At 42.5% G+C, this 22,891-nt stretch carries 17 protein-coding genes, 2 tRNA genes and 1 riboswitch; of the genes, 11 read left to right on the top strand and 8 right to left on the bottom strand.

Features of this window, described 5'->3' with window-relative positions; genetic code table 11:
• Window positions 1-7: 7 nt before the first annotated feature.
• The 5 genes from QWZ01_RS03545 to QWZ01_RS03525 form a co-directional block, all read right to left on the bottom strand.
• Window positions 8-826, bottom strand: coding sequence for a serine O-acetyltransferase (locus tag QWZ01_RS03545; RefSeq protein ID WP_290321849.1), 819 nt, complete (start codon window positions 824-826; stop codon window positions 8-10).
• A 9-nt stretch (window positions 827-835) separates the two neighbouring features.
• Window positions 836-3,109: a family 2A encapsulin nanocompartment cargo protein cysteine desulfurase gene (locus QWZ01_RS03540; RefSeq protein WP_290321848.1), complete on the bottom strand. Its 2,274-nt coding sequence runs from the start codon at window positions 3,107-3,109 to the stop codon at window positions 836-838.
• A complete protein-coding gene (locus QWZ01_RS03535; protein ID WP_290321847.1) occupies window positions 3,093-4,013 on the bottom strand; it encodes a family 2A encapsulin nanocompartment shell protein in 921 nt (306 codons plus the stop codon). The genes QWZ01_RS03540 and QWZ01_RS03535 overlap by 17 nt, the downstream gene beginning before the upstream one ends.
• 308 nt (window positions 4,014-4,321) lie before the next feature.
• Entirely contained in the window at window positions 4,322-5,128 is an 807-nt protein-coding gene (locus tag QWZ01_RS03530) for a phytanoyl-CoA dioxygenase family protein (protein ID WP_290321846.1), read from the bottom strand.
• Between the two features lie 257 nt (window positions 5,129-5,385).
• Window positions 5,386-6,162 (bottom strand): SDR family NAD(P)-dependent oxidoreductase, encoded by a 777-nt coding sequence (locus QWZ01_RS03525; protein WP_290321845.1) that lies wholly within the window; start codon window positions 6,160-6,162, stop codon window positions 5,386-5,388.
• 229 nt (window positions 6,163-6,391) lie between these two features.
• On the opposite strand from QWZ01_RS03525, the gene QWZ01_RS03520 reads away from it, so the two are divergent.
• From QWZ01_RS03520 to QWZ01_RS03475, 10 genes are all read left to right on the top strand, one after another.
• On the top strand, window positions 6,392-7,555 hold the full coding sequence (locus QWZ01_RS03520) for a hypothetical protein (protein ID WP_290321844.1): 1,164 nt from the start codon (window positions 6,392-6,394) through the stop codon (window positions 7,553-7,555).
• Window positions 7,556-7,796: 241 nt separating this feature from the next.
• Window positions 7,797-8,243 (top strand): protein-disulfide reductase DsbD domain-containing protein, encoded by a 447-nt coding sequence (locus tag QWZ01_RS03515; protein WP_290321843.1) that lies wholly within the window; start codon window positions 7,797-7,799, stop codon window positions 8,241-8,243.
• A gap of 408 nt (window positions 8,244-8,651) precedes the next feature.
• Window positions 8,652-8,764, top strand: a riboswitch (SAM riboswitch).
• A gap of 221 nt (window positions 8,765-8,985) precedes the next feature.
• Entirely contained in the window at window positions 8,986-10,302 is a 1,317-nt protein-coding gene (locus QWZ01_RS03510; protein ID WP_290321842.1) for a peroxiredoxin family protein, read from the top strand.
• Window positions 10,303-10,330: 28 nt separating this feature from the next.
• Window positions 10,331-11,659: a peroxiredoxin family protein gene (locus QWZ01_RS03505; RefSeq protein ID WP_290321841.1), complete on the top strand. Its 1,329-nt coding sequence runs from the start codon at window positions 10,331-10,333 to the stop codon at window positions 11,657-11,659.
• 73 nt (window positions 11,660-11,732) lie between these two features.
• On the top strand, window positions 11,733-12,401 hold the full coding sequence (locus tag QWZ01_RS03500; RefSeq protein WP_290321840.1) for a YceI family protein: 669 nt from the start codon (window positions 11,733-11,735) through the stop codon (window positions 12,399-12,401).
• 103 nt (window positions 12,402-12,504) lie between these two features.
• Window positions 12,505-13,551: a cytochrome-c peroxidase gene (locus QWZ01_RS03495; RefSeq protein WP_290321839.1), complete on the top strand. Its 1,047-nt coding sequence runs from the start codon at window positions 12,505-12,507 to the stop codon at window positions 13,549-13,551.
• 107 nt (window positions 13,552-13,658) lie between these two features.
• Window positions 13,659-16,424: a TonB-dependent receptor gene (locus QWZ01_RS03490; protein ID WP_290321838.1), complete on the top strand. Its 2,766-nt coding sequence runs from the start codon at window positions 13,659-13,661 to the stop codon at window positions 16,422-16,424.
• 10 nt (window positions 16,425-16,434) lie between these two features.
• Window positions 16,435-17,265 carry a DUF4397 domain-containing protein gene (locus QWZ01_RS03485; RefSeq protein WP_290321837.1) on the top strand — a complete coding sequence of 277 codons (831 nt, stop codon included), beginning with the start codon at window positions 16,435-16,437 and terminating at the stop codon, window positions 17,263-17,265.
• Between the two features lie 100 nt (window positions 17,266-17,365).
• Window positions 17,366-18,106, top strand: coding sequence for a superoxide dismutase (locus QWZ01_RS03480; protein WP_290321836.1), 741 nt, complete (start codon window positions 17,366-17,368; stop codon window positions 18,104-18,106).
• Complete coding sequence (locus tag QWZ01_RS03475) at window positions 18,106-19,452, top strand: hypothetical protein (protein WP_290321835.1); 1,347 nt, start codon at window positions 18,106-18,108, stop codon at window positions 19,450-19,452. Before QWZ01_RS03480 ends, QWZ01_RS03475 begins: the two co-directional genes overlap by 1 nt.
• A gap of 130 nt (window positions 19,453-19,582) precedes the next feature.
• On the opposite strand, the gene QWZ01_RS03470 is transcribed toward QWZ01_RS03475, so the two are convergent.
• The 3 genes from QWZ01_RS03470 to QWZ01_RS03460 all read right to left on the bottom strand — a co-directional run bounded on the left by QWZ01_RS03470 (window position 19,583) and on the right by QWZ01_RS03460 (window position 20,342).
• Window positions 19,583-19,667 (bottom strand) — tRNA-Leu (locus QWZ01_RS03470).
• A gap of 51 nt (window positions 19,668-19,718) precedes the next feature.
• A tRNA-Gly gene (locus tag QWZ01_RS03465) sits at window positions 19,719-19,791 on the bottom strand.
• A gap of 68 nt (window positions 19,792-19,859) precedes the next feature.
• Window positions 19,860-20,342: a regulatory protein RecX gene (locus QWZ01_RS03460; RefSeq protein ID WP_290321834.1), complete on the bottom strand. Its 483-nt coding sequence runs from the start codon at window positions 20,340-20,342 to the stop codon at window positions 19,860-19,862.
• Window positions 20,343-20,401: 59 nt separating this feature from the next.
• Here QWZ01_RS03460 and QWZ01_RS03455 point away from each other — a divergent pair, with 59 nt between their 5' ends.
• Window positions 20,402-22,864 (top strand): bifunctional UDP-N-acetylmuramoyl-tripeptide:D-alanyl-D-alanine ligase/alanine racemase, encoded by a 2,463-nt coding sequence (locus tag QWZ01_RS03455; protein ID WP_290321833.1) that lies wholly within the window; start codon window positions 20,402-20,404, stop codon window positions 22,862-22,864.
• The last annotated feature ends 27 nt before the right edge of the window (window positions 22,865-22,891 follow it).

The following is a 22,891-nucleotide window of genomic DNA, read 5'->3' as shown; positions in this document are numbered from 1 at the left end:
GAAGAAATTATTGCAAGCCCTCTTTAACTTCAATTCTTAACTGGTGCATGTTAAAAACATGTGAAAAAGGCTGCACTGTTTTTGTTAAAAACACACTGCCACCAATAACGCTGTTATGGCCTATTACAGTACGGCCACCCAAGATGGTACTGCGTGCATAAATAACTACGTTATCCTCAACGGTAGGGTGCCTTTTTGTTTCGGATAATTCTTTACTTACCTGGGCAGCTCCAAGAGTTACTCCCTGGTAAATGGTTACATGCTTTCCGATAACACTGGTTGCTCCTATAACAATCCCGGTGCCGTGGTCAATACAAAAGGGCACATCTATTTGCGCTTTAGGATGAATATCCACACCGGTTTTACCATGGGCATGCTCTGATAATATGCGAGGTAAAATAGGTATAGCCAGCCGCGTAAGCTGATGTGTTATCCGGTAAACCGCAATAGCATAAAAACCAGGGTAGGATACAATTACCTCATGTACGCTGGTAGCTGCAGGATCTTTTTCATAGATCATGGATGCATCCTGCCTTAATTTCTGATAAATTTCATTCAGCGAATCGTAAAACGAAATAACGGCACCTTCAATGTCAATATCTTTCGGGTCGAGGTAGCTTAACAGAATATTCTCCAGATCTATCTGGTTCTTTTTAAGATGCCCTCCGTATATTGACAGTTTATTGGCGTGGTTATTTGGAAACAGAAATTCAAAAAGATCAGATAGCCACCCAACACATTGCCTTATCTTTGGCGTTGCCTCCCATTCAGCTTTATGGGTTTCGTATAGCGTTTGTATAAAGGTGTCAAATTTATCCTCTTTCATACCCCGGCATTATCGTTTAAGGCTATGAAGCGTGTTTACAAGCAGATCAATTTCGGCACAGGTATTATAAAATGCCAATGATGGCCTTACCGTGCTTTCCACACCAAACCGCCTCAGGATAGGCTGGGCACAGTGATGGCCAGACCTCACAGCAATACCTTGCTGGTTTAAGGCTGCTCCAACATCCTCAGTTTTATAACCATCAAGCACGAATGATAAAACACTGGCTTTGTCAGGGGCTGTACCAATTAAACGTAATCCTTTTACGCCTTTTAACAATTGGGTGGCATAAACCAGCAAATAGTGCTCATATTGAGCGATAAGCGGCATGCCGAGACGGCTTACATAATCAATGGCGGCACCAAGGCCAACAGCGTCGGCTATGTTACCGGTACCTGCCTCAAAACGGCCGGGGGCATCATGATATTGAGTATGCTCAAAGGTTACATCTTTGATCATGTTGCCGCCTCCCTGCCAGGGCTGGGTTTCATTTAACAGATCTTCTTTACCATAAAGTACACCTATGCCTGTTGGGCCAAAAACCTTATGACCCGAAAATACAAACCAATCGGCATTTAAAGCCTGTACATCAACAGGCATGTGCGATACAGATTGTGCACCATCCACCAATACTCTGGCACCGGCCAAATGCGCTAAATGAACAATTTGAGCAGCAGGAGTAACTGTGCCCAGAGCATTTGAAACCTGCGTAAATGAAACCAGTTTGGTTTTAGGGCCAAGCAGTTTCGCAAACTCATCAATCAATAATTGTCCGTCGTCATCAACTGGGATAACTTTTATTTTCAGGCCTTTTTTGGCAGCCAGTTGCTGCCAAGGAACAATGTTGGCATGATGTTCCAGGTGACTAACAATGATCTCATCGCCCGCATTCAGGTTTTGTTCGCCCCAGCTTTTGGCTACCAGGTTAATGGCTTCAGTTGCACCACGAACAAATATGATTTCGTTGATTGAACGTGCATTTAAAAAGGTTTGTACCTTTTTGCGGGCACCTTCATAAGCGTCGGTTGCCCTGGCTGCCAATTCATGCGCTGCACGGTGAATGTTTGAATTTTCGTGCTCATAAAAATAGCTGATACGTTCAATCACCTGTTTAGGCTTTTGAGTTGTTGCAGCATTATCAAACCAAACCAGTTGTTTTCCATTCACCCGTTCCTGTAATATGGGGAAGTCGCGCCTTACTAAATTTACATCAAAAGGGGGGCTTGCAACGCTGCTTAATCCTGCTTTAGAGGTGTTTCTGCCATCAGCTTTAACAGCCGGAAGGCCATAATTGCCAGCCAAAAAATAGAAAGGAACTTCTGCCGCAGCAGGAGCGCCGGTAAATGAAGGACCTGATGTATGGATGTTGCTCAATATTTTTCGCAGATCGGTATCAAATGCCTGGTCTTGCTGATATGGCAGCTGAATTAAATTTTCTGGTGTAAATGAAAGTTGCTCAATCGGGAAGCTTTGCTTTAAAGGCACATCCGGTATAAGATCGGTTTTTACCAGGTATGATTCATAACCAAATCCGGGTTGCACGGGAAGCTGACTTCCGAAGCCGTAGCCGTTAGGGTTATTACCCTGAACAGGTGCCGACGGATTAGAATTCGCGTTCAAATGAGGATCGGCAAAGCTGGTTTGCGGATCTTTCAGGTTAACGGCATTGTTTTGATTGATTGCCGAAGGCGAAATACCACCGTCACCAATTGTACTTGATGGAATTGGTGATGCCGCATTTACCTGCTCTGACGGAAAAAGCTGAACAGGTGCCGACGGATTAGGATGCGCGTTCAAGTTAGGATCGGCAAAACTGGTTTGCGGATCTTGCAGATTAACGGCATTGTTTTGATTGATTGCTGACGGCGAAATACCACCATCGCCAATTGTACTTGGAGGAATTGGCGAAGAATAAGCATTTAGCTGTTCTGACGGAAAAAACTGAACAGGTGTCGACGGGTTAGGATGCGCGTTCAAATTAGGATCGGCAAAACTGGTTTGCGGATCATGCAGATTAACGGCATTATTCTGATTAATCGCAGAAGGCGAAATACCACCATCACCAATGGTACTTGAGGGAATTGGCGATGCCGCATTTACCTGCCCATATGGATTGAACAACCCAACATCAGTTACATTAGCCGGTGCTGAAAACTGCTCGGCAGCCTGTTGATCCGGCAATGTATTTTGAAAGCCACCCGGTCCTGATTTAAAAAACAGGTTGGCCAGTTGCTCCAGTTCCCTTATATCGGGCAGGTTATCATTGTTAATATTTGTACTCATGGTAATTACCTAAATCAACATCTTCCAAAACGGCAATTGCATCATCAACCAATACAGCTAATGAGCAGTAAAGAGAAACAAGGTAAGAGGCTATCGCTTTATTATTTATACCCATAAAGCGAACTGATAGACCCGGCGACTGCTCCCCAGGTAAGCCCGGTAAAAACAGGCCTACAACACCCTGGCGGCTCTCGCCGGTGCGCAGCAGGATAATTTTTGATTTGTTGTTAACAATAGGAACTTTATCAGACGGAATAAGCGGTATACCTCTCCAGGTAATAAATTGTGAACCAAACAATGAAACAGTTGGCGGCGGTACACCACGGCGGGTACATTCGCGGCCAAAGGCAGCTATAGCCAGCGGATGCAGCAGGAAAAATCCGGGCTCTTTCCAAACCTTGGTGATCAGTTCATCCAGATCATCAGGGGTAGGAGGACCCAGCCTCGTTTTAATTTTTTGAGAAGGTGCAATGCTGCTTAATAAGCCATACTCGGTATTATTGATCAGTTCGCTTTCCTGTCGCTCCTTAACAATTTCGATAGTTAAACGTAATTGTTCACTGATCTGATTATAAGGTTTACTGTACAGGTCAGATACACGGGTATGAACATCCAATACCGTGTTCACAGCACTCAGATTGTATTCGCGCGGGTTTTCTTCATAATCAACAAAGGTTGATGGCAGTTCACGTTCATCGCGGTTTGAGCAGTCTACCTCTACATTGTTGGCATGTACTACCTTATTCAGGCGGTAAACACCTGATTCAACTGGTATCCAATTAAGCAGATGGGTGAGCCAACGAGGGGTAATGGTTGATAATTGCGGAACGGTACGGGTGGCTACGGCTAACTGTCTGGCGGCTACGTCGCCAAGGGCGGTTTGTTTTGGTTTTTGATCTGGCATACAATTAAGGTAAAAGTGGCTGATATGTTGAACTGAATCTTGATATACAGTAGTGCAAGTATAGTATATAAATTCTATAGAATTTATATACTAAGTTATTTTTAACAATAAATAACCGTTAGATGTTACAAGTTAGCTAAATTTTGATTCGGTTGTATATGAGAACTTTAAACAAAATTCAGGGAAATTACAGGTTGTCAGGAGCCACCTTTGTTAACGGTTTATTGTTCACGAAGAAGTTCCGGATGGCAGCCACCTTACCTGTCCGGATAAGGTAGCTTATGAGCAGGGCAATTAACATATCTTTCTTATTTAACTATGCCCGCAAAACGTTGGTAAAAAGCTGTAGGGCTATTGGCATTTTTGGGCTCATACTTGCCGGCAATAATGGGAATGTAAATTACCCTCCTGCGGCTTTCCTCACCAATTACTGTTGATTGTGCCACACGGTGCCACAGGCGGCCATCATGAATAGTGAGATCGCCAGCGGTAGGTGTTATGGCAACTTCATTTTTATCAGTATCATGGTCAAGGAAATATTTTTTACGGAAAAGCATCTGGTACAGGCTCTGTTGGTGAGTACCGGGTAAAATTCTTAAACCCCCATTCTCGGGTTTCAGTGTGCTTAGGTGGATACCTACATTAAGCATCGGGTTTAATCGCTGCCCATGAAAAACATCGCGAAGGCCATCGGTATGCCAGCCCATTTTTGTGAAACTGCTTTCGGGGCCATTTACATAGTGGTTAAAAACCATTCCGTCCTTTTCATCAGTACCAAGGCGTGCCCCGTTACCTATGAGGCTAAGCAATACCTGGAAACGCGGATCTTTAGAAAACTCATCTAACAATGAATGGTGTTTATTGATAAAGGCAAAGCGTTGCACAATAGGGGAGCCATCTACATCTTTTCCGTATTTAATAGGTACACCGTTTACCTTCTGCACCTGATCGGCGATCCATTTTTGCTGCACCTGTTCAGACGCTTTTATAATGTCGGCGACTGTTTCGGGTTTAATGAAATTTGTAAAATGGATAAAACCATGCTGATTGAAAAAAGCCTGTTGTTCGGGTGTAATGATGTCACCTAAGGTGAATTTTTGATATAAGCCTGCCATGAAAATATATTGTAAAAAGCTTTAAAAAGAAGTGTGAATTATAGCTTACCGCATAAAGCAGTAATTAAAAGGAGGACATGGTCCTGGGGGAGATTAACAACAACAGCTGCACATGACCCTTTGTGATAGGGGCATTCGCATCAGGAAAGTAAGCGATATGTGCTGTTGAGTAATCAATGTATATTATATCTATCTATTTAGTAGATTATTCAAATGTAGATAAATAATTTAATTAAACAAACTTTGCCCAAAATAATTTATTGTTTGTACAAGCCTGCTGTAACGCGTTCAATCAAAGCTTTTGGGCTGTGCCTGGCCGCCATAGCTGATAACTTGTTTAAAAAACCGGGCACAATCTCTGCCTTTTTCTTAAACATGCCATTGATGCCAATAACAGCAACCGCATCAGGAGCCATATTGAATTTAGCCGCAAGATCGGCCAGGGCATCCATGCCGGCATGATGAGCAAAATTAGTATCGGTAGGGCCTGGGCTCAGGCAACTGACAGAAACAGATGTATCCTTTAATTCATACCGCAACCCTCTGCTGAATGATAATATAAATGATTTGGTTGCGGCATATGTAGTTAGGGTAGGTACGGCCTGGTAAGCGGCGGTACTACTTACATTAAGTATATAAGCCTGCTTTTGAAGTTTTAATGAAGGGAGTAAATAATAAGATAACTCCACCGCTGCATTCATATTTACCTGCATCATAGCGGCTTGCCCTGTTAAGCTTAGTTCGTCAAAATTTCCCCAAAGACCATAACCCGCGTTATTGATCAGGATGGATAGTGAAACCGAAAGCTGCCGGAACCAATCTGCAATTTGCTTAGTTGATCCGGGAATGGATAGGTCGACCACGAAATATAGAGCTTCAACTTTAAAATCTGATTTTATTTGCAGGGCAAGGCTTTCCAGCTCGGCAGCAGAACGAGCTACCAGGAGTACGTTGTAGCCTTTTTGAGCAAGTAATAAGGCCATTGATTTGCCAATGCCTTTACTTGCACCGGTTATTAAAGCATATTCATTCATTCGGTATTGATCATTTTACCTAAATTACGGGCTAAGGTAATAAGTTTAACAAATACCCTACTAAACTTGTAGACTATTTAAAAACTTATTACGTTTGTAAGTATATGGAAAACGCTGGTCATCATCGTCATTTTTTAGGTTGTTGTTATTGTTGTTGTTACAGATAAACAAGTCCCCCCGTATTGTTTATAATAACCCGTTAAATAAATCCACCTTAATACCCTTATTCATGATTTCGCTTCGTATATCACCCTTATTTAGGGCGTTTGCCATTATAGCCTTTATTTTTTATGGATTGCCCGGGCATGCCCAGTTATCGGCTGCTGTGCACTATGAACCTAAATTATTAGATACCGCTGAGTTCAGTACCTCACTGCCCGACGAAAATAGATCGCCTACAGTAACAACCATGAATAATGCTAACCTGCTGGAAAATATGGAAACCCATTTAAGCAGCAGGCAGGAGCGGAAGGCGTTGATGGCTTACCTGATAAATATTTCAGCAGATAATAACCAGATAAATTATAATCAATCAAGGGTAAGGCTTTATTACGGACTTGCCAATATGTTTGCCCGCCTGCGTATGTATCCGCTGGCCATGAAATGTTTCTTTAAAACACTGCAGTATAAGGATAAACCCGAATCAGAAAGGGAAACAAAATCGGTGGAAATTACGGACTCGCTCAGGAATAATATAAAGCTGGAACTTCCCGACTATAAGAATGCATATTTAGATTTAAATACCCAGGACGATTCGGTATTTGTGAATGAGCCTGATCCGGCTGGATTAAATGATAAGCGGGAGATCAAGAGCAAAGCCATAACTTATGACCGTATCATCAATACATTTAACGATGGTAAAAAGGCCGTTGCCTACGCGTTGCTTTTTCATGTAAAGCAACCTGTGCCCGGCAAGGGCAAAGTTTTTAAACTAAGCAATACCGGGCACACGTTTATTACGCTCATTAAATATAATACCGATTCAACATCAGTTTCAATTTCCTTTGGGTTTTATCCGCATAAAGATAACCTGTTTTCTGCTACACCATGGGATCCCTCCTGCTCGGGTACGTTTAAAAACGATAACGGCCACAAATGGGACGAGGTTATGGGTAAGTTCATTTCTAAAAAGCGATTTGATAATATCCTGCGCCTCACTAAAGATTATGATGGACTGGAATACCATTTATCCAAAAACAACTGTACCGATTTTGCCCTGAAAGCTGCAGGTTATGCCGGTTTTGGCGTTTCAAACGCCAGCGGTTCATGGCCTTTAGGTCATGGGAACAATCCGGCTACAACCGGGCAAAGCATTATTAAAGGCGAAACATATGATGCAAATGACAAGGCTAACCTATTCATTGATTTTGATAAAAAGCTAATTAAAAATTAAATTACTATAAAGTCTATGGATTTAATAGATTAATTATATATTTGTCATCATACACTTACAATGCTTGTTCAAAATTTAAACAAGTTGAATCTAATGAATTAATAAATGAATACTTTCTCCTGCAACCCTGCCCGCATTTTCAAGTCACATTGTAGCACCCTTTGGCTATGTTGTTGATCAGCGTGTTTTAAATAAACATCATCTGCAATAACTAAACCACACGTTACAAACCATTAACCTTATGAAAAAAATTATACTAACAGCTATCTGTATTACTCTTTGTAGCGCCGCCTTCTCTCAAATACTTACTCCTGTAAAATGGTCATATGCTTCAAAAAGAATTGATAAGGAGCAGGCTGTTTTATTGATCAGGGCTACAATTGACAAGGGCTGGCACATTTACTCTCAGCATGTTGCTGATGGCGGCCCGATTAAAACCACATTAAAGTTTGAAAAAAACGACGATTACATTTTAGAGGGTAGTACAATCGAGCCTAAGCCGATTAGCGAATATGAAAAATCATTTAGCATGAATGTGCAATATTTTGAGCAGGCTGTTACCTTTCAGCAAAAGATAAAGCTCAAAGCCGGGCAAACTACTGTTAAAGGAACTATTAATTTTATGGTTTGCAATGCCAAACAGTGCCTGCCGCCAGATGATGTTGAATTTAATATACCTGTAAAATAAAGTACTAAATACCTAACCATCCATGCAGTTGATAGCCACCAATTAAACTGCGTGTAGTTTTTAAATATATCATGAGTTCAATCACCAACCCAATAATCAACACCTGTAAACAGAATGGTGGCGCCTTTTTCTGTTGTTACTGCAATCAGTAAAAAAATGCCTTTACATCTCCAGGTTTGAAAATATCAGTTATGATATACATCCTGGCTGTACTAAGTGCGTTGCTTTGCTATGGTGGTAAATCAGGCGTGTGCTGTACAGTCCAGGATGTTTATCGTTTACAAGATAATAATTTGTTAAAAACATACATTTTTTAAATAATTACTACTTAATCTATAGATTTTATTGTATTTATCATATTTATTATTATCTTTACACCATTCTAATTAACCCCACCATTAATTAGTTGATTTATAAAGAATAAGGGAGAGGAAGTCTCGATGATCTTATAGCAACTTTTCAGCAGTCTGGAATAAGTGCTAAACTTTTTCCGGTAGCATAGTGCCGCCGGAATATAAATTAACTAAAAGTCATGAACACATTTGTTACTCATCATTCTCCGGTACAACGTGCAGCCATCAAACGATGTTGTTGTATGGTTCAGTATGTTTTCTGGTTTTAACAGCCATTAGCCCTGAAATTTTATAACGTTTTTTTAAAAGGCTTATGAAGCCTAATGGAAAACTTATGCCCAAATTTTTCAGGCATTCCATCAATCAATAACAATTAAAACTTATACGAAATGAAAGCTATCAACTACTTAACCAAAACCAGGCTGCTCACCGCTGCTTTGCTGTTTAGCGGCGCAGGAATATTATCGGCCCACGAAACTCCTAAACCAAAATTTATTAAAGAAGGTAAATGGCGCGGTGAATTTACCGTAAGCGAATCAAAGGTTCCCTTCAATTTTGAGCTCAAAGGCAAAGATGCTGAGCACGCGGTGTTTACGCTGATCAATGGCAGCCGTCGCGACAATTTTCATGTAAAATCAATAGGTGCCGATTCGGTATATATTAAAATGAACACTTACGATGCGGCTCTGGTAGCCAAAATTGAAGATGATGGCTCGCTGAGTGGAGAATACCGGAGTCTGGTACCGGGTTTCAGAGGTAATTCCTTGCCTTTTACCGCAGAGTACGGTAAAACCTATCGCTTTGTAGAACCGGGTAAAGACGTAGCTCCTAAAGCTGATCTTACCGGAAAATGGGAGATAAAAACCTATAGTAAAGAAGCCGTCCCTGCATCTATTGCCCTGCTAAAACAAAACGGTAACAAACTCACAGGTGTTGTCATGACCGTTGTTGGTGATACACGCGAATTGGAAGGTACCGTACAAGGCGATGAGTTTGCATTAAGCGGTTTTACAGGCCCAAGCCCTTTCATTATTAAAGGTAAGATCAACGAGGATGGGTCTATCAGCGGAGAAGAAGGCTTTGGTATCTATAAAAACCTCAAGTTTGATGCCGCCAAAAAAGCCGATGTGGAATTGCCTGATCCTTATAAGCTTACCTTCCTGAAAGAAGGGTACAAAAAGCTTGATTTCTCCTTCCCGGGTATTGATGGTAAACAGGTTTCTCTGAGTGATAACAAATACAAAGGCAAGGTAGTTATTGTGGAGATCATAGGTACCTGGTGCCCTAACTGTACCGATCAAACCGTGTTTCTTTCACCATGGTTCAATAAGAATCATCACCGTGGGGTAGAGGCCATTGCCCTGGGTTTTGAACAAAAGGACAGCCTGGATTATGCCAAATATACTTTAGGCAAGCTGAAAGAGAAATATGCGATCAATTACGATATCGCATTTGGGGGCCTGGCCGATAAAAAACTTGTATCACAAAAGCTACCTGCCTTGAATAAATTCATTGCCTTCCCTACAACCATCATCATTGACAGAAAAGGCGATGTGAGGGAGATTTATACCGGTTATACTGGTACGGTAACAGGTAAATACCATGAAGATTACGAAAAGAAATTCAACAAGCTGCTTGACGAACTGATAGCCGAACCGGCACCGGAATCTGCCGCGGTTGCCGATACCAATCACCAGGGAAATTAATTATTAACTGATTTTATACAATCATCAAATGAAAACCATCAATCTTATAACATCATTTAAATGCCTGTCTGTAGGCCTGTTATTCAGTGGCGCAGCGGCTTTGGCTGCAGATAAACAACCACCGGTAAAATTCATTAGGCAAGGCGTTTGGCGGGGAGTGTTCACCGTTGCCGAAACTAAAGTTCCCTTCAATTTTGAGCTTAAGGGTAAAGATGCCGAACATGCTGTATTTACGTTGATCAATGGAAGCCGCCGGGACAATTTCCACGTAAAGCAGATAGGTAAGGACTCTGTATTCATAAAAATGAATACCTATGATGCTGCTCTTGTTGCCAAAGTAGAAGATGACGGAACGCTAAGCGGTGAATACCGCAGCCTGGTACCGGGATTTAGGGGAAACTCCCTGCCATTTACTGCCGAGTACGGTAAAACTTACCGTTTTGTTGAACCCGGAAAAGATGTTGCCCCAACGGCTAACCTGACCGGGAAATGGGAGCTGAAGGTTTATTCTAAAGATCAGGTGCCAAACAAAATTGCCGTTTTAAAACAAACCGGTAATAAACTTACAGGAGTAATTATGCAGGTAACCGGCGATAGCCGCGAACTTGAAGGAACCGTACAGGGCGATGAGTTTGAATTATCTGGTTTCACAGGCCCAAGCCCTAAGATTTATAAAGGCAAAATCAATACCGATGGCACCTTAAGCGGTGAAATAGGTTCAGGTATTTATGATAATACCAAGTTTGATGCCGTAAAGGATGACAAAGCAGAGCTGCCCGATCCCTATAAACTCACTTACCTCAAAGAAGGCTACAAAAAGCTTGACTTCACTTTTCCTGATCTGAATGGTAAACCTGTATCATTAAGTGATGACAAGTACAAGGGCAAGGTTACCATCATTGAAATTGTGGGTACCTGGTGCCCTAACTGTACAGATCAAACAGTATTTCTGTCGCCATGGTTCAATAAAAACCATAACCGTGGGGTAGAAGCGATAGCCATTGGCTTTGAACAGAAAGATAGCCTGGAATATGCCAAGTACACTTTAGGCAAGCTGAAAGAGAAGTACAATATTCAGTATGATATTGTTTTCGGAGGGTTAGCCGATAAAAAGCTGGTATCGCAAAAGCTGCCTGCTCTGAATAAGTTTGTTGCATTCCCCACAACAATCATTATTGACAGAAAAGGCGATGTGCGCGAAATATACACTGGGTACACTGGTACAGTTACGGGTAAGTATTACCAGGATTACGAAAAGAAATTTAACAAGCTGCTTGATGAACTCATTGCAGAACCTGCTCCGGCCAGCGAAGCCAATATAGCTGGTAACAATCAACAAGAACTAAAAGGAAAATAAAATAAACTAAACTAATCCCGGTAAGGAGTAAAAGCTTTACCGGGTTCACTAAAAAACACACACAACCACCGTTATGACAAAATTATCAGGCGCTGTATTATTAACAGCATTCGTATCGTTAACCGCGTTTACACCATCAGTTATTAAAAGTGTTAAACTAACCAAAGGCCGGGGCGAAACCATTAAAACCACTGTACCGGTAAAAAAAGTAAAAGCATCAACCTTTAAGGTTGATAATGAAAACAGCAAACTTACCTGGGCCGCCAAAAAAGCAACAGGCGATCATAACGGCGAGGTAAAAGTGAGCAACGGTAACCTTAATCTGGAAAATAATGCGCTTAAAGGCGGCAGCTTTGATATTGACCTAAATACCATTACCGATGCCGACCTTACCGACCAGGCTCAGAATGATAAACTGGTAAGTACCTTAAAAAGCGAAACCTTCTTCAATGCTGAAAAATTCCCTAAGGCTAATTTTGTAATCTCATCGGCAACAAAAACATCGGGCAATCAATATAATGTTAAAGGTAAGCTTACCATAAAGGGGATCACCAACGAAGTGACTTTTCCGGCCACGGTAACAGTTAATGGCAATAAGTTAACTGCTGCTGCAAAAATCACTATTGACCGTACTAAATACGATATCAAGTTTCGCTCAAAAAACTTTTTTGAAAACCTGGGCGATAAAGTGATCTATGACGACTTTGATTTGAACGTTAACCTGAACGCGGCAGCTCAATAACGCTTAGGTAAAAAATTAAGATTTGATAACTAAATAAACCGCCCTCAAAGGCGGAGGGCCATTGTTTTGACCAATAAACCGCATTATAACACGCTTGTAATGTTTGGAAACGAATCAGGAAGCCGGGGTATATTGGGTATCCCGGCCAATGGTTCGGCCTGTTACAGGAATAAAAATGCATGATGATATGAAAAAGGGATTTTTACCGCTAACTATTACAGGTATTAGTATATTGATAGGGCTCATGAGTTTTGTTGGTACTAAGGATGATGTACAAACTAAGGAGCAACTGGGCGAGAAGCTGTTTTTCGACCCCATTCTATCTGCGGATAATACCATTAGCTGTTCTTCATGCCATAAACCGGAATTTGCCTTTGCCGATACCTCTGTTTCAAGTATAGGTATAAAAGGTAACCTTACACCCCGTAATTCTCCGGGGCTTACCAATCTATCCGGTCGCCCGCACCTGTTTTGGGATGGCCGTGCCTCATCACTCGAAGAGCAGGCGCTTGGCCCCATAACTTCGGCTACAGAAATGGGACTGCCCATTGAGGATGCCGTAAAAAAACTAAACGACAATAAATACTACGCTGATGCTTTTCAAAAAATATTTAAATCAACACCCACCAAAGATAATTTGTTGAAGGCCATAGCCTCATTTGAGCGTACACTTGAAACTTCAAACAGTTCCTATGACCGCTACATTAATGGCGATGACAATGCTTTATCTGCTTCGGCAGCACGCGGCAGGCTCTTGTTCATTGGTAAGGCTAACTGTAACAATTGCCATTCGGGTGAAGATTTTACTGCCGATAGGTTTAAGAGCATTGGTTTGTATAATGGAAAAGATTTGAATGATGCTGGTCGGTCTGTGATCACCCAAAATAAGGCAGATGAGGGCGAATTTAAGATACCAAGCCTGCGCAATGTGGCGGTAACAGCTCCTTATATGCATAATGGGAAGTTTAAAACCCTGAAAAGCGTGGTAGAATATTATAACAATCCCTCGCTGGTTGTGAAGGATGGTATCAACCGCGACCTGTCGCTGGATAAACCGCTGAATTTGAATGAGGGCGAAGTGGATGATATTGTTGAATTTTTGAAAGCACTTACCGACGATCGTTTTAAGCAAAAACTCACCTCGAACTAAAAATAATCCCCTATTAAATAATTAATTAATCAAAAGACAGGCGCATAGTACGTAAAGCAGGATCTGTAACCTGCTGTAGCCGCTGCTTTGTCTAAAACTATTGTAAAATGAAGAAAATTATACTCCTGCTGATATTTTTCAGCCTGGCATACGGGCAAAATATATTCGCGCAAAAACGAACGGTTACAGGAATCGTGATCGGTGCCGATGACAAGGTCCCTTTACCGGGCGTATCTATCCGGATCAAAGGCCTCAATGAAGGTGCGGTAACTAAAGCCGACGGAACTTTCAGCATTGTAGTACGTAATGGCAAATATCTGGTGTTTTCCTTTTTAGGATATGAAAATCAGGAAGTGGAAATTGATGGCTTAAAAGAATTTAAAATAGCACTTAAACCCGCAGGCAACGCGCTTAACGAAGTGCAGATAGTTGGTTCAAGAAATGCTAACCGTACCAAGCTCAATTCTGCCTCGGCTGTTGATGTTATTGATATTAAACCTTTACTGGAATCGGCCCCGCAGGTAAGCGTAACCCAGCTGCTGCAATATATCTCACCATCATTCCACTCCGTTAATGGAAGCAACGCCGGTGACGCAGGTTCGGCATTAAGCCTGGCTCAGCTTCGCGGATTAGGTCCAGACCAGGTTTTGGTACTTGTAAATGGTAAACGCAGACACAAAAGCGCCAACGTTAATTATGGCGGCCTCGGTAACGGATCTACCGGGTATGATCTTAACTCTATCCCTTCCGGAGCTATTGACAGGATCGAGATTTTACGTGATGGTGCAGCCGCTCAATATGGTTCTGATGCTATAGCCGGGGTGATCAACATCGTTTTGAAGAAAAAAACAGATGACCTGGCCGTTACCACCTCTGGAAGCACCCGCAGGCGCGGTGATGGAGCAACAACCCGTACCAGCGTGAATTACGGCGTAGGTTTAGGGAACACCGGTGGCTATATCAATGCCACTGCGGAATATGCGACACAGGCAATTTCACTGCCTGCAGGCAAGGCTGATGCCGGCTTGTATAACGGCCCCATTTATGGTGGCGGAGCCAACACCCGTGGCTATGATGCCATTTACACCAAAGAAATTGATGACGCTATTTTAAAAAGCCGTGGCATCGATCGTCATTTTTTTGACCAGCGTGCAAGTGGTTCTAATCCTGGCCAGGATGCTTTGTTATCCTTTAATGCTGCCCTTCCGTTAAACAAAACCACAGATATATATGCGTTTGGTGGCATCAGCAGCCGCAACTCGCAGTTTACGGCGGTTTATCGTTTACCCGGGTGGACATCAAGGAATAATAATTTCATTTACCCCGATGGCTTTTTACCGGCCATGGAAAACAACATTGTAGATGGTTCTATAGCTGTGGGTATAAAAGGTAAGGTTGGTGATTGGAATGTCGATCTGTCAAACGTATACGGAAAGAATAGTTTTACCAACCGGGTAGATAATTCCTTAAATGCCAGTCTTGGATTGAAGAGTCCTACCAGTTTTGATGCGGGCAGGTACAACGCAGGGCAAAACACCACCGGGCTCGACTTTAACCGCTATTTTGACAAGATACTAAAAGGCTTGAACGTAGCCTTCGGTGCGCAGCACCGGATAGAAAGTTTTCAGATCATCGCCGGCGAGGAAGGTTCTTACTCCAAAGCAGATCAACGCACTATTGTTGATGTGGACACTACCTTAGGAGGTATACCCTATTTATCAAGCGCAGGCGTAACATCTTTGAATGGACTTGCCGCCGGTTCGCAGATTCATCTGGGCTTCCGGCCCGAAAATGCGGTGAATGTAAGCCGGTCTGTAACCGCTGGCTATGCTGATGTGGAACTTAACGTAACCAAAGCCTGGTTGGTATCCGGTGCTGGTCGCGCGGAGTATTTTTCTGATTTCGGCAACGTGTTTACCTGGAAAGCTGCCACCCGCTATAGTTTTGCCCGGTGGCTGAATATTCGCGGATCAGCCAATACGGGTTTCCGTGCGCCGGATTTAGCACAATCGTATTATACATCTGTTTCTACAACTTTTCAGCAAGGCAGGGGTGTTGATATTTTGACCGCATCTAATCAAAGCGCGGCAGCGAGGGCCTTAGGTATCCCTAAACTATCACCCGAAAAATCAAAAGGATACGCGCTGGGCCTAACCTCGGCACCCGGCAGTAATATTGAATTAACGGTAGATGCTTACCTGATCAACATTGATAACAGGGTTGGCAATACAGGCAATTTTACGTCAAGTGACGCCAATCTCCCTGCCGATGTTAAAACGCTTTTTCAGCAAACGGGTGCTGCCCAGGCCAATTTCTTTTACAATGAGTTTAGTACCCGTACCAAGGGCGTGGAATTTACCGGCAGCTATAATGTGTTGCTGAATAAAGGTAATATCAACTTTTTATTTGGGGGGAACTTTTCCAAAAACGAAGTGACCAAAGTAAATACTCCAAAAGGATTGGAAGCTTATAAAAATGTGATATTGAGCCCAGGGGAACGGGCCAGGGTTACAACCAATATCCCGGCACAAAAGATTAATCTGCAGGGTATTTACAGCCTGGATAAATTTACGTTTTTACTGCGCACCGTTTACTTTGGCAAGGTAACCACAGCATCACTGCTCAGTGCCGCTGATCCGCTTAACCCGGTTTACTTTTACCAAAACCTGAAACCTATTTGGGTAACTGATCTATCAATTGGTTACAAGTTCACAACTAAAATTCAGGCTACCGCTGGGGTAAATAACGTATTCAATATCCTGGGCGACTATACCGATCAATCTATCGCCGGCCTGCGTAACCCAACTGTTGTGGGCATACAGAACGGCAGCGCGGGTATACAACCCTTTATTAAACTATCTGCTCATTTATAAGCTCAATATCATGAATAATCATCAATATAAAATATATAAACCTTTGTTTAAACAGGCACCGCATCAATTACCCTTACTATTCGCGGCAATCTTGTTCTTTACTGCTTCCTGCAAAAAGACGGATTATCTGAATATTAACAATGCCGACAGGCCTGCGCTTGCCGCACATATTAGTTTTGTAAATGCAAGGCCGGTAAACGCAGGTATCCAATTCTGGACGTATACCACACAGGTAACCAAGGCGGCTGTAGCCATTAATACCAAAACCGATTACCTGGATACACAATTTGGCGACGTGCAAATCAATTTTACGGAAGGCACAAATACTTCTTACAAAGCATCGCGCCAGTTTGGTAACAGCGCTACGTTTTCATCTTCAGGCGGCCCAAATGGCCCCATAGCCAACTATTATCATACCGTATTCGCGGTGAAAAACACTAAAGCAACCGCAGACTCATTGATCCTTTTCTATGATGATCTTGCTGCGCCCGCGCAAGGAAAGGCTAAAGTAAGGTTTGTAAACCTGGCACCTGGTGCACCCGCGGTTGATTTTGGTATAAAGGGACAAACAGCCCTGTTCACCAATACGGTGTATGGCAGGGCTGGTGGTTCTGTTTTATCAGGTACTGGATTAAATATGTGGTCAATAGGTCCGTTTGTTTCAGTTGATGCAGGTGTAGTTGATTTTTCAGTAAACCAAACAACCGATCAAACAGCCGTATCCATACTTGATAATAAGCTCACTCAGGTAACCTTAACTGCGGGTAAAATATATACCATTTACATTAATGGTACACCAGGCAATGCAGCTATTGGCGCAACGGTATTAACTCATAACTAATAAAAACAGGTGGCTTAATTAGTATGCTCAGGAAGCTGCCCTGGTTTTGGTCGGGCAGCTTTATTTAATGTTTTATCAGATAATTAAAATCAATACTACTATGAAAAATAATGATCGCAGGCAATTTATTGGTAATGCTTTAAAGGCAGGTGCAGCTATTGCTGTGGCTGGCCCGTTGCTGTTTAGTGCCCACAAGGCCCAGGCAAACAATTATACAGCTGCAAAGGATGTTCCTGAGGCTGATGTGTTAAAATTTAAACAAGTTCCGCTTGGGTTTGATTACAAGGCGTTGGAACCCCATATTGATGCACTTACCAACGAGATCCATTATACCAAGCATCACGCCGCTTACATCAAAAATGTAAATGAGGCCATAGTTGCCGAAAAGCTGACCTTTACCACAGAAAAAGAATTTTTTGACCATGCCTCGCAGCTGTCACCCAAAGCACGCAATAATGGTGGCGGTGCATGGAACCATAATTTCTTTTGGCAAAGCTTAACTCCCAACACAACAGAGCCGGGCGGGAAAATTAAAGACGCTTTAACCTCAGCGTTTGGAACGTTTGATCAGTTTAAAGAACAGTTTACGCAAGCCGCACTATCACGTTTTGGTTCGGGGTGGGTATGGCTGATTAATGCTAACGGTAAGTTGACCATTACTTCCACAGTTAATCAGGATAACCCACTGTTTGATAATGCGGCTGTAAAAGGCACTCCTTTACTGGCGCTGGATGTTTGGGAACACGCGTATTACCTCAAATACCAAAACAGACGTAATGAGTACGTTGCCGGATGGTGGAACGTAGTGAACTGGAATGAAGTTAATAAAAGGTTAGGCTAATGGGTACGCTAAGTGATTTTGGCGGTCCACAGTGGAAATGGTATCACCGGCTTCTTTTAAGAACATTTATTGTTTATGCAGCCATAACTGTTATACCGCTTGTCCCTTCTTTTTACGGTCAGGATTTTGATGCGGGCTTTTCGGTGGTAAATTACCCATGGCGCTGGCTTGATGTGATCAGTCAGAACAATCCCTGGTTCTTCAGCAATCATGAAGGGAAAAATTATGGGGGCTGGTTTGTTACTGTACTGCTTTGTTTCATAGCCGGTACTGTTTGGCTATTGATCGAAAAACGGATCCATTCTGATAAAAATGTTCTGGACCTCCATACCGACGATAGCAGGCTTTATAATTGGTTCTTTATATTGGTAAGATACCAGGTTGCCTTAAGGATGTCATGGTTTGCCATTGCCAAAGTGTTCCCAGTTCAAATGCCATTCCCAACAATTAGTCAGCTGAACACCAATCTTGGCGATTTTACGCCCGGCAAACTTTACTGGCTCACTACTGGTGTGTCGCCATTTTTTGAGGTGTTTGCAGGCATATTTGAGCTTACGGCTACTGTACTCATACTTTTCAGGCGCACCGCTACGCTTGGCGCGCTGATGATGATTGCTATCCTGCTTCCCATCTGGTTTGTAAATATAGGATATGATGCAGGGGTTGAACTGGCAAGTCTTCATTTGCTCTTGTTATCTCTGCTGTTGTTGGCAAAGGATGCAGATAAATTTTGGCGGCTGCTCATCCAGCACCGGGAGGCAGCCATTAGTTATGTTTTACCACCTGCCATTCAGCAGCAATGGAAAAGAGCAGGGCGAATTGTGCTTAAAACAGGTTTTATTTTTGTTTTTCTTTTTTACCGGGGTTATCATTACGAAAAGCTATACGCGGCCGGAAAAACCTTTAAGCTACCGCTTGATGTAGGTATTCAAAGTTTTACAGGATTGTATAATGTGGATGAATTCAGGGTAAACAACCGGGTTATATCCTATGCTCCTGATGATACATTACGCTGGCAGAATGTGGTATTTGAAAAATTTAATACCATTAGCATTAAAGTGGGAAAGCCTTTTAAGGTTTACACACAAAATAAAATACGTACTACAGAATATTATGGCAATATCGGCAGGTTGTTTTATGGTTACGAGGCTGATACGGTTAAACAAATATTAACGCTGAGAAACCGTGCAGATACCAGTCAAAAACTATTGCTAAGCTATAGTTGGCCAAGCCCTGGGCATTTTATTTTAAAAGGAATTGATGAGCGTAAAGATTCGGTTTATGTGAAACTTACTCGTGTTGCTAAGCAATACCCACTTGCATTGAAAAGAAATATTGGCAACTGACGAATATGTAAAAAACTATTCCCCCGAAATTTTAATTGGCGGAGTGGCCTAATGGCTCAGGCCAGGTTGAATCCATCTGCAACTGCTTAAAAATAAAACGATCACAAGTGTTTATACTTGCGATCGTTTGTACTCAGAGCGGGAATCGAACCCGCACTCCGTTTACGGGAACAGGATTTTAAGTCCTGCGTGTCTACCAGTTCCACCATCTGAGCAGGTGTTGACCTTTTAACAATAAAGCCCTTCTTTTTGAAGGAAGGGCTTTGAGCGAAAGACGAGATTCGAACTCGCGACCCCGACCTTGGCAAGGTCGTGCTCTACCAACTGAGCTACTTTCGCGTTGGGAGTGCAAATATAGGCAGAAAAGCATATTCTGCAAGCGTAAAGTTTATTTTTTTTAAAGTTTTTTATAACTCGCTGTTTTTCAGAATATCAGCAATCAGGTCGGCCTCATATCCACGGCCCATGGCGTATTGCTGCAGCTTGTAACGGCGTTTTAGCGTATTTTTTTCGGTTAAGGTAGCAGCTTTTTTCTCTAATATTTTGCTGAGAGTAGCTGCATAGTCGTCAATATCAATGGTTTGGAGGGCTTTTTTTATCAATACATCAGGCACCCGTTTAAACTTGAGGCCCTGCTTTATTTTAATTTTCCCCCAAGCTTTCTGTGCAAACTTACCTTTGGTATAAGCTTTGGCAAAACGGTCCTCGTTTAAAAAATTGCCCTCAATAAGCTGGCTTATAATCTGTTCAACGGCATCGGGCCAAAGCCCCCAGTCGTACAGCTTATCGCGTACCTCCTGTTGCGAGCGTTCCTGGTAAGCGCAAAAATGCTCGGCCTTGGCCAGTGCAACCTTCGGGTCGGTTATCTTTATAGTTTTCGGGCTGTCCATCAATGTCAAAATTCGTTAAAAATTCTTCTATTGTTAGATAATATAAGCAAATTCGTAGCATGCATAGCAATCAATACGCCATAACCGAGGTAAAGGAAATCATCAGTGCAGAAGGCAATATCGTAAAAGAAAGCAACATAAGCACGCTGCTAACAGACAGTCGCCGAATCAATAACGCTGCAGAAGGACTGTTTTTTGCTTTGAGTGCCAGGCGTAACGGGCATGAGTTTATTGCCGAAGCCTATGCTGCCGGCGTGCGTAATTTTGTGGTGAAACATGGCCCCGAGTTTAACATGCCTGGCGCCAATTTTTTACTGGTTAATGATCCTTTGGTTGCTTTGCAAACCCTGGCTGCTTACCATCGCAGTCAGTTTAAACTACAGGTAATAGGTATTACGGGTAGTAATGGTAAAACCATAGTTAAAGAGTGGCTTTATCAATTACTTGCAGCAGATAAAAATATTGTACGCAACCCTAAAAGCTATAATTCGCAAATTGGCGTACCGCTGTCGGTATGGCAAATAAACAGTCGTAACGATCTGGGTATTTTTGAGGCAGGTATATCTACCATTAATGAAATGGAGAAATTGCAGTCCATAGTGAAACCCGAAATAGGAATATTAACTCATATTGGCCCCGCGCACGATGAAGGGTTTGATAGCAGGAAACAAAAAGTACTTGAAAAATTACAGCTGTTTAAAAACAGCAAGCTGCTGATATATAATTACGACCAGCTGCTTGACTATCAAAAAGACATCCCCGTAAAGGAAACCTTTACCTGGAGTCGAAAATTTAAGGTTGCCGACCTGTATGTTTTCAGTGAAACGGTGATCTCTAAAAAATACTATCTGAGGGCTTATTACAAGAAAAAGGAGATAGAGTGTTTAATTCCTTTTTCCGACCTGGCATCCATCGAAAACGCCATTACCTGTTGGGCTACCATGCTGGCTATGGGCTATAGCCCTGCCGAGGCCGATAAACGTATTGAACGCCTGGTACCTGTAAGCATGCGCCTGGAGCTTAAAAACGGAATAAATAATTGCTCGGTTATTGATGATTCATACAACTCCGATCTGCAATCATTGGAGATTGCGCTTAACTTTCTGGGGCAGCAAAATCAGCATCAGAAAAAAACGCTGATCTTGTCAGATATTTTGCAATCGGGCCTGCAGCTTGATGTGTTGTATTGCCAGGTAGCCAACCTGATAGGTACACAAAGTATTGATAAGTTTATCGGGGTGGGTGAGGCACTTATTAGCAATCAAACCTGTTTTAATTTGCCGGAGCAGTACTTTTTTAAGGATACGCCTGCGCTGCTACAGCAATTAAAAGCGCTTAATTTTAAGGAAGAAACCATCCTAATCAAAGGTTCGAGGCGGTTTGAGTTTGAACGTATCAGTAACGCGCTCACGCAAAAGGCTCATGAAACCATTTTAGAAATTAACCTGAATACACTGCTCAGCAACCTGAATTTTTACCGGTCAAAATTAAAGCCGGGTGTAAAGGTGATGGCAATGGTTAAAGCATTTTCGTATGGCAGCGGCACCTTTGAAGTTGCCAACATGCTGCAATACAATAAGGTTGATTATTTGGCCGTGGCTTATATTGACGAGGGGGTAGCCCTGCGCCAGGCAGGCATCAATCTGCCCATTATGGTGCTTAATCCGGAGGCTTCGGCATTTGATAAACTGGTTGAAAATAAACTTGAGCCAGTAATATACAGCTTCGGCCTTTTGGATGATTTTGTGATCTACACGCAAGATCGTGCTATACAGAACTACCCTGTGCACCTGAAAATTGATACGGGCATGCACCGCCTTGGGTTTGAGAACCTGGATATTGAAACCCTTTGCGATATGCTGGAACAAAACCGGTATATCCGGGTGCAGTCGGTATTTTCGCACCTGGTGGCAAGCGAGGCGGCCCAGCACGATGAATTTACCAAAAAGCAGATCAAGCGTTTTGAAAAGGCCTTTAAGGAAATAGAAAAAACACTTGGTTACAAGGTGATCAAGCATCTGAGTAATACATCCGGCATAACACGCTGGCCATCGGCGCATTATGATATGGTGAGGTTGGGTATTGGTTTGTATGGGGTTGATTCGGCAGTACCTGCTTCAGATGGTGCCCTGATGCCTATCGCTTCTCTAAAAACAAGTGTGGCCCAGGTTAAAAAGATTGGCGCGGGCGAAACCATCAGTTACAGCCGCAGCGGCAGCCTTGCAAAAGATGGTAAAATAGCCACTGTGCGTATTGGTTATGCTGATGGCTACCTGCGTGCTTTTGGTAACGGAGTAGGTAAAATGATGATAAAGGGAACCTTAGTGCCAACGGTTGGGAATATTACTATGGATATGTGTATGCTGGATGTGAGCGGACTTGATGTAAGCGAGGGGGATGAAGTGATTGTTTTTGATGAACAATACCGTATTGAGGAGCTGGCCCGGCAAATAGGCACCATTCCGTACGAAATTTTAACTAATGTATCGCAGCGGGTAAAGAGGGTGTACTTTTATGAATAAACTCCAAACAACCGAAGCTGATATAAG

The sequence above is a fragment of the Mucilaginibacter aquaedulcis genome, from assembly GCF_030409325.1.
Lineage (GTDB): Bacteria > Bacteroidota > Bacteroidia > Sphingobacteriales > Sphingobacteriaceae > Mucilaginibacter > Mucilaginibacter aquaedulcis.
The sequence above is the reverse complement of the archived record's forward strand: the minus strand, read 5'-3'. Positions and strand labels throughout refer to the sequence as shown.

Excerpts from the sequence above, each read along its gene's own strand:
- QWZ01_RS03510 (WP_290321842.1), top strand. The coding sequence starts at position 8,986 with ATGAAAGCTATCAACTACTTAACCAAAACCAGGCTGCTCACCGCTGCT.
- QWZ01_RS03455 (WP_290321833.1), top strand. The coding sequence starts at position 20,402 with ATGCATAGCAATCAATACGCCATAACCGAGGTAAAGGAAATCATCAGT.
- QWZ01_RS03515 (WP_290321843.1), top strand. The coding sequence starts at position 7,797 with ATGAAAAAAATTATACTAACAGCTATCTGTATTACTCTTTGTAGCGCC.
- QWZ01_RS03490 (WP_290321838.1), top strand. The coding sequence starts at position 13,659 with ATGAAGAAAATTATACTCCTGCTGATATTTTTCAGCCTGGCATACGGG.
- QWZ01_RS03535 (WP_290321847.1), bottom strand. The coding sequence starts at position 4,013 with ATGCCAGATCAAAAACCAAAACAAACCGCCCTTGGCGACGTAGCCGCC.
- QWZ01_RS03545 (WP_290321849.1), bottom strand. The coding sequence starts at position 826 with ATGAAAGAGGATAAATTTGACACCTTTATACAAACGCTATACGAAACC.
- QWZ01_RS03525 (WP_290321845.1), bottom strand. The coding sequence starts at position 6,162 with ATGAATGAATATGCTTTAATAACCGGTGCAAGTAAAGGCATTGGCAAA.
- QWZ01_RS03520 (WP_290321844.1), top strand. The coding sequence starts at position 6,392 with ATGATTTCGCTTCGTATATCACCCTTATTTAGGGCGTTTGCCATTATA.
- QWZ01_RS03475 (WP_290321835.1), top strand. The coding sequence starts at position 18,106 with ATGGGTACGCTAAGTGATTTTGGCGGTCCACAGTGGAAATGGTATCAC.
- QWZ01_RS03460 (WP_290321834.1), bottom strand. The coding sequence starts at position 20,342 with ATGGACAGCCCGAAAACTATAAAGATAACCGACCCGAAGGTTGCACTG.
- QWZ01_RS03500 (WP_290321840.1), top strand. The coding sequence starts at position 11,733 with ATGACAAAATTATCAGGCGCTGTATTATTAACAGCATTCGTATCGTTA.
- QWZ01_RS03530 (WP_290321846.1), bottom strand. The coding sequence starts at position 5,128 with ATGGCAGGCTTATATCAAAAATTCACCTTAGGTGACATCATTACACCC.
- QWZ01_RS03480 (WP_290321836.1), top strand. The coding sequence starts at position 17,366 with ATGAAAAATAATGATCGCAGGCAATTTATTGGTAATGCTTTAAAGGCA.
- QWZ01_RS03485 (WP_290321837.1), top strand. The coding sequence starts at position 16,435 with ATGAATAATCATCAATATAAAATATATAAACCTTTGTTTAAACAGGCA.
- QWZ01_RS03505 (WP_290321841.1), top strand. The coding sequence starts at position 10,331 with ATGAAAACCATCAATCTTATAACATCATTTAAATGCCTGTCTGTAGGC.
- QWZ01_RS03540 (WP_290321848.1), bottom strand. The coding sequence starts at position 3,109 with ATGAGTACAAATATTAACAATGATAACCTGCCCGATATAAGGGAACTG.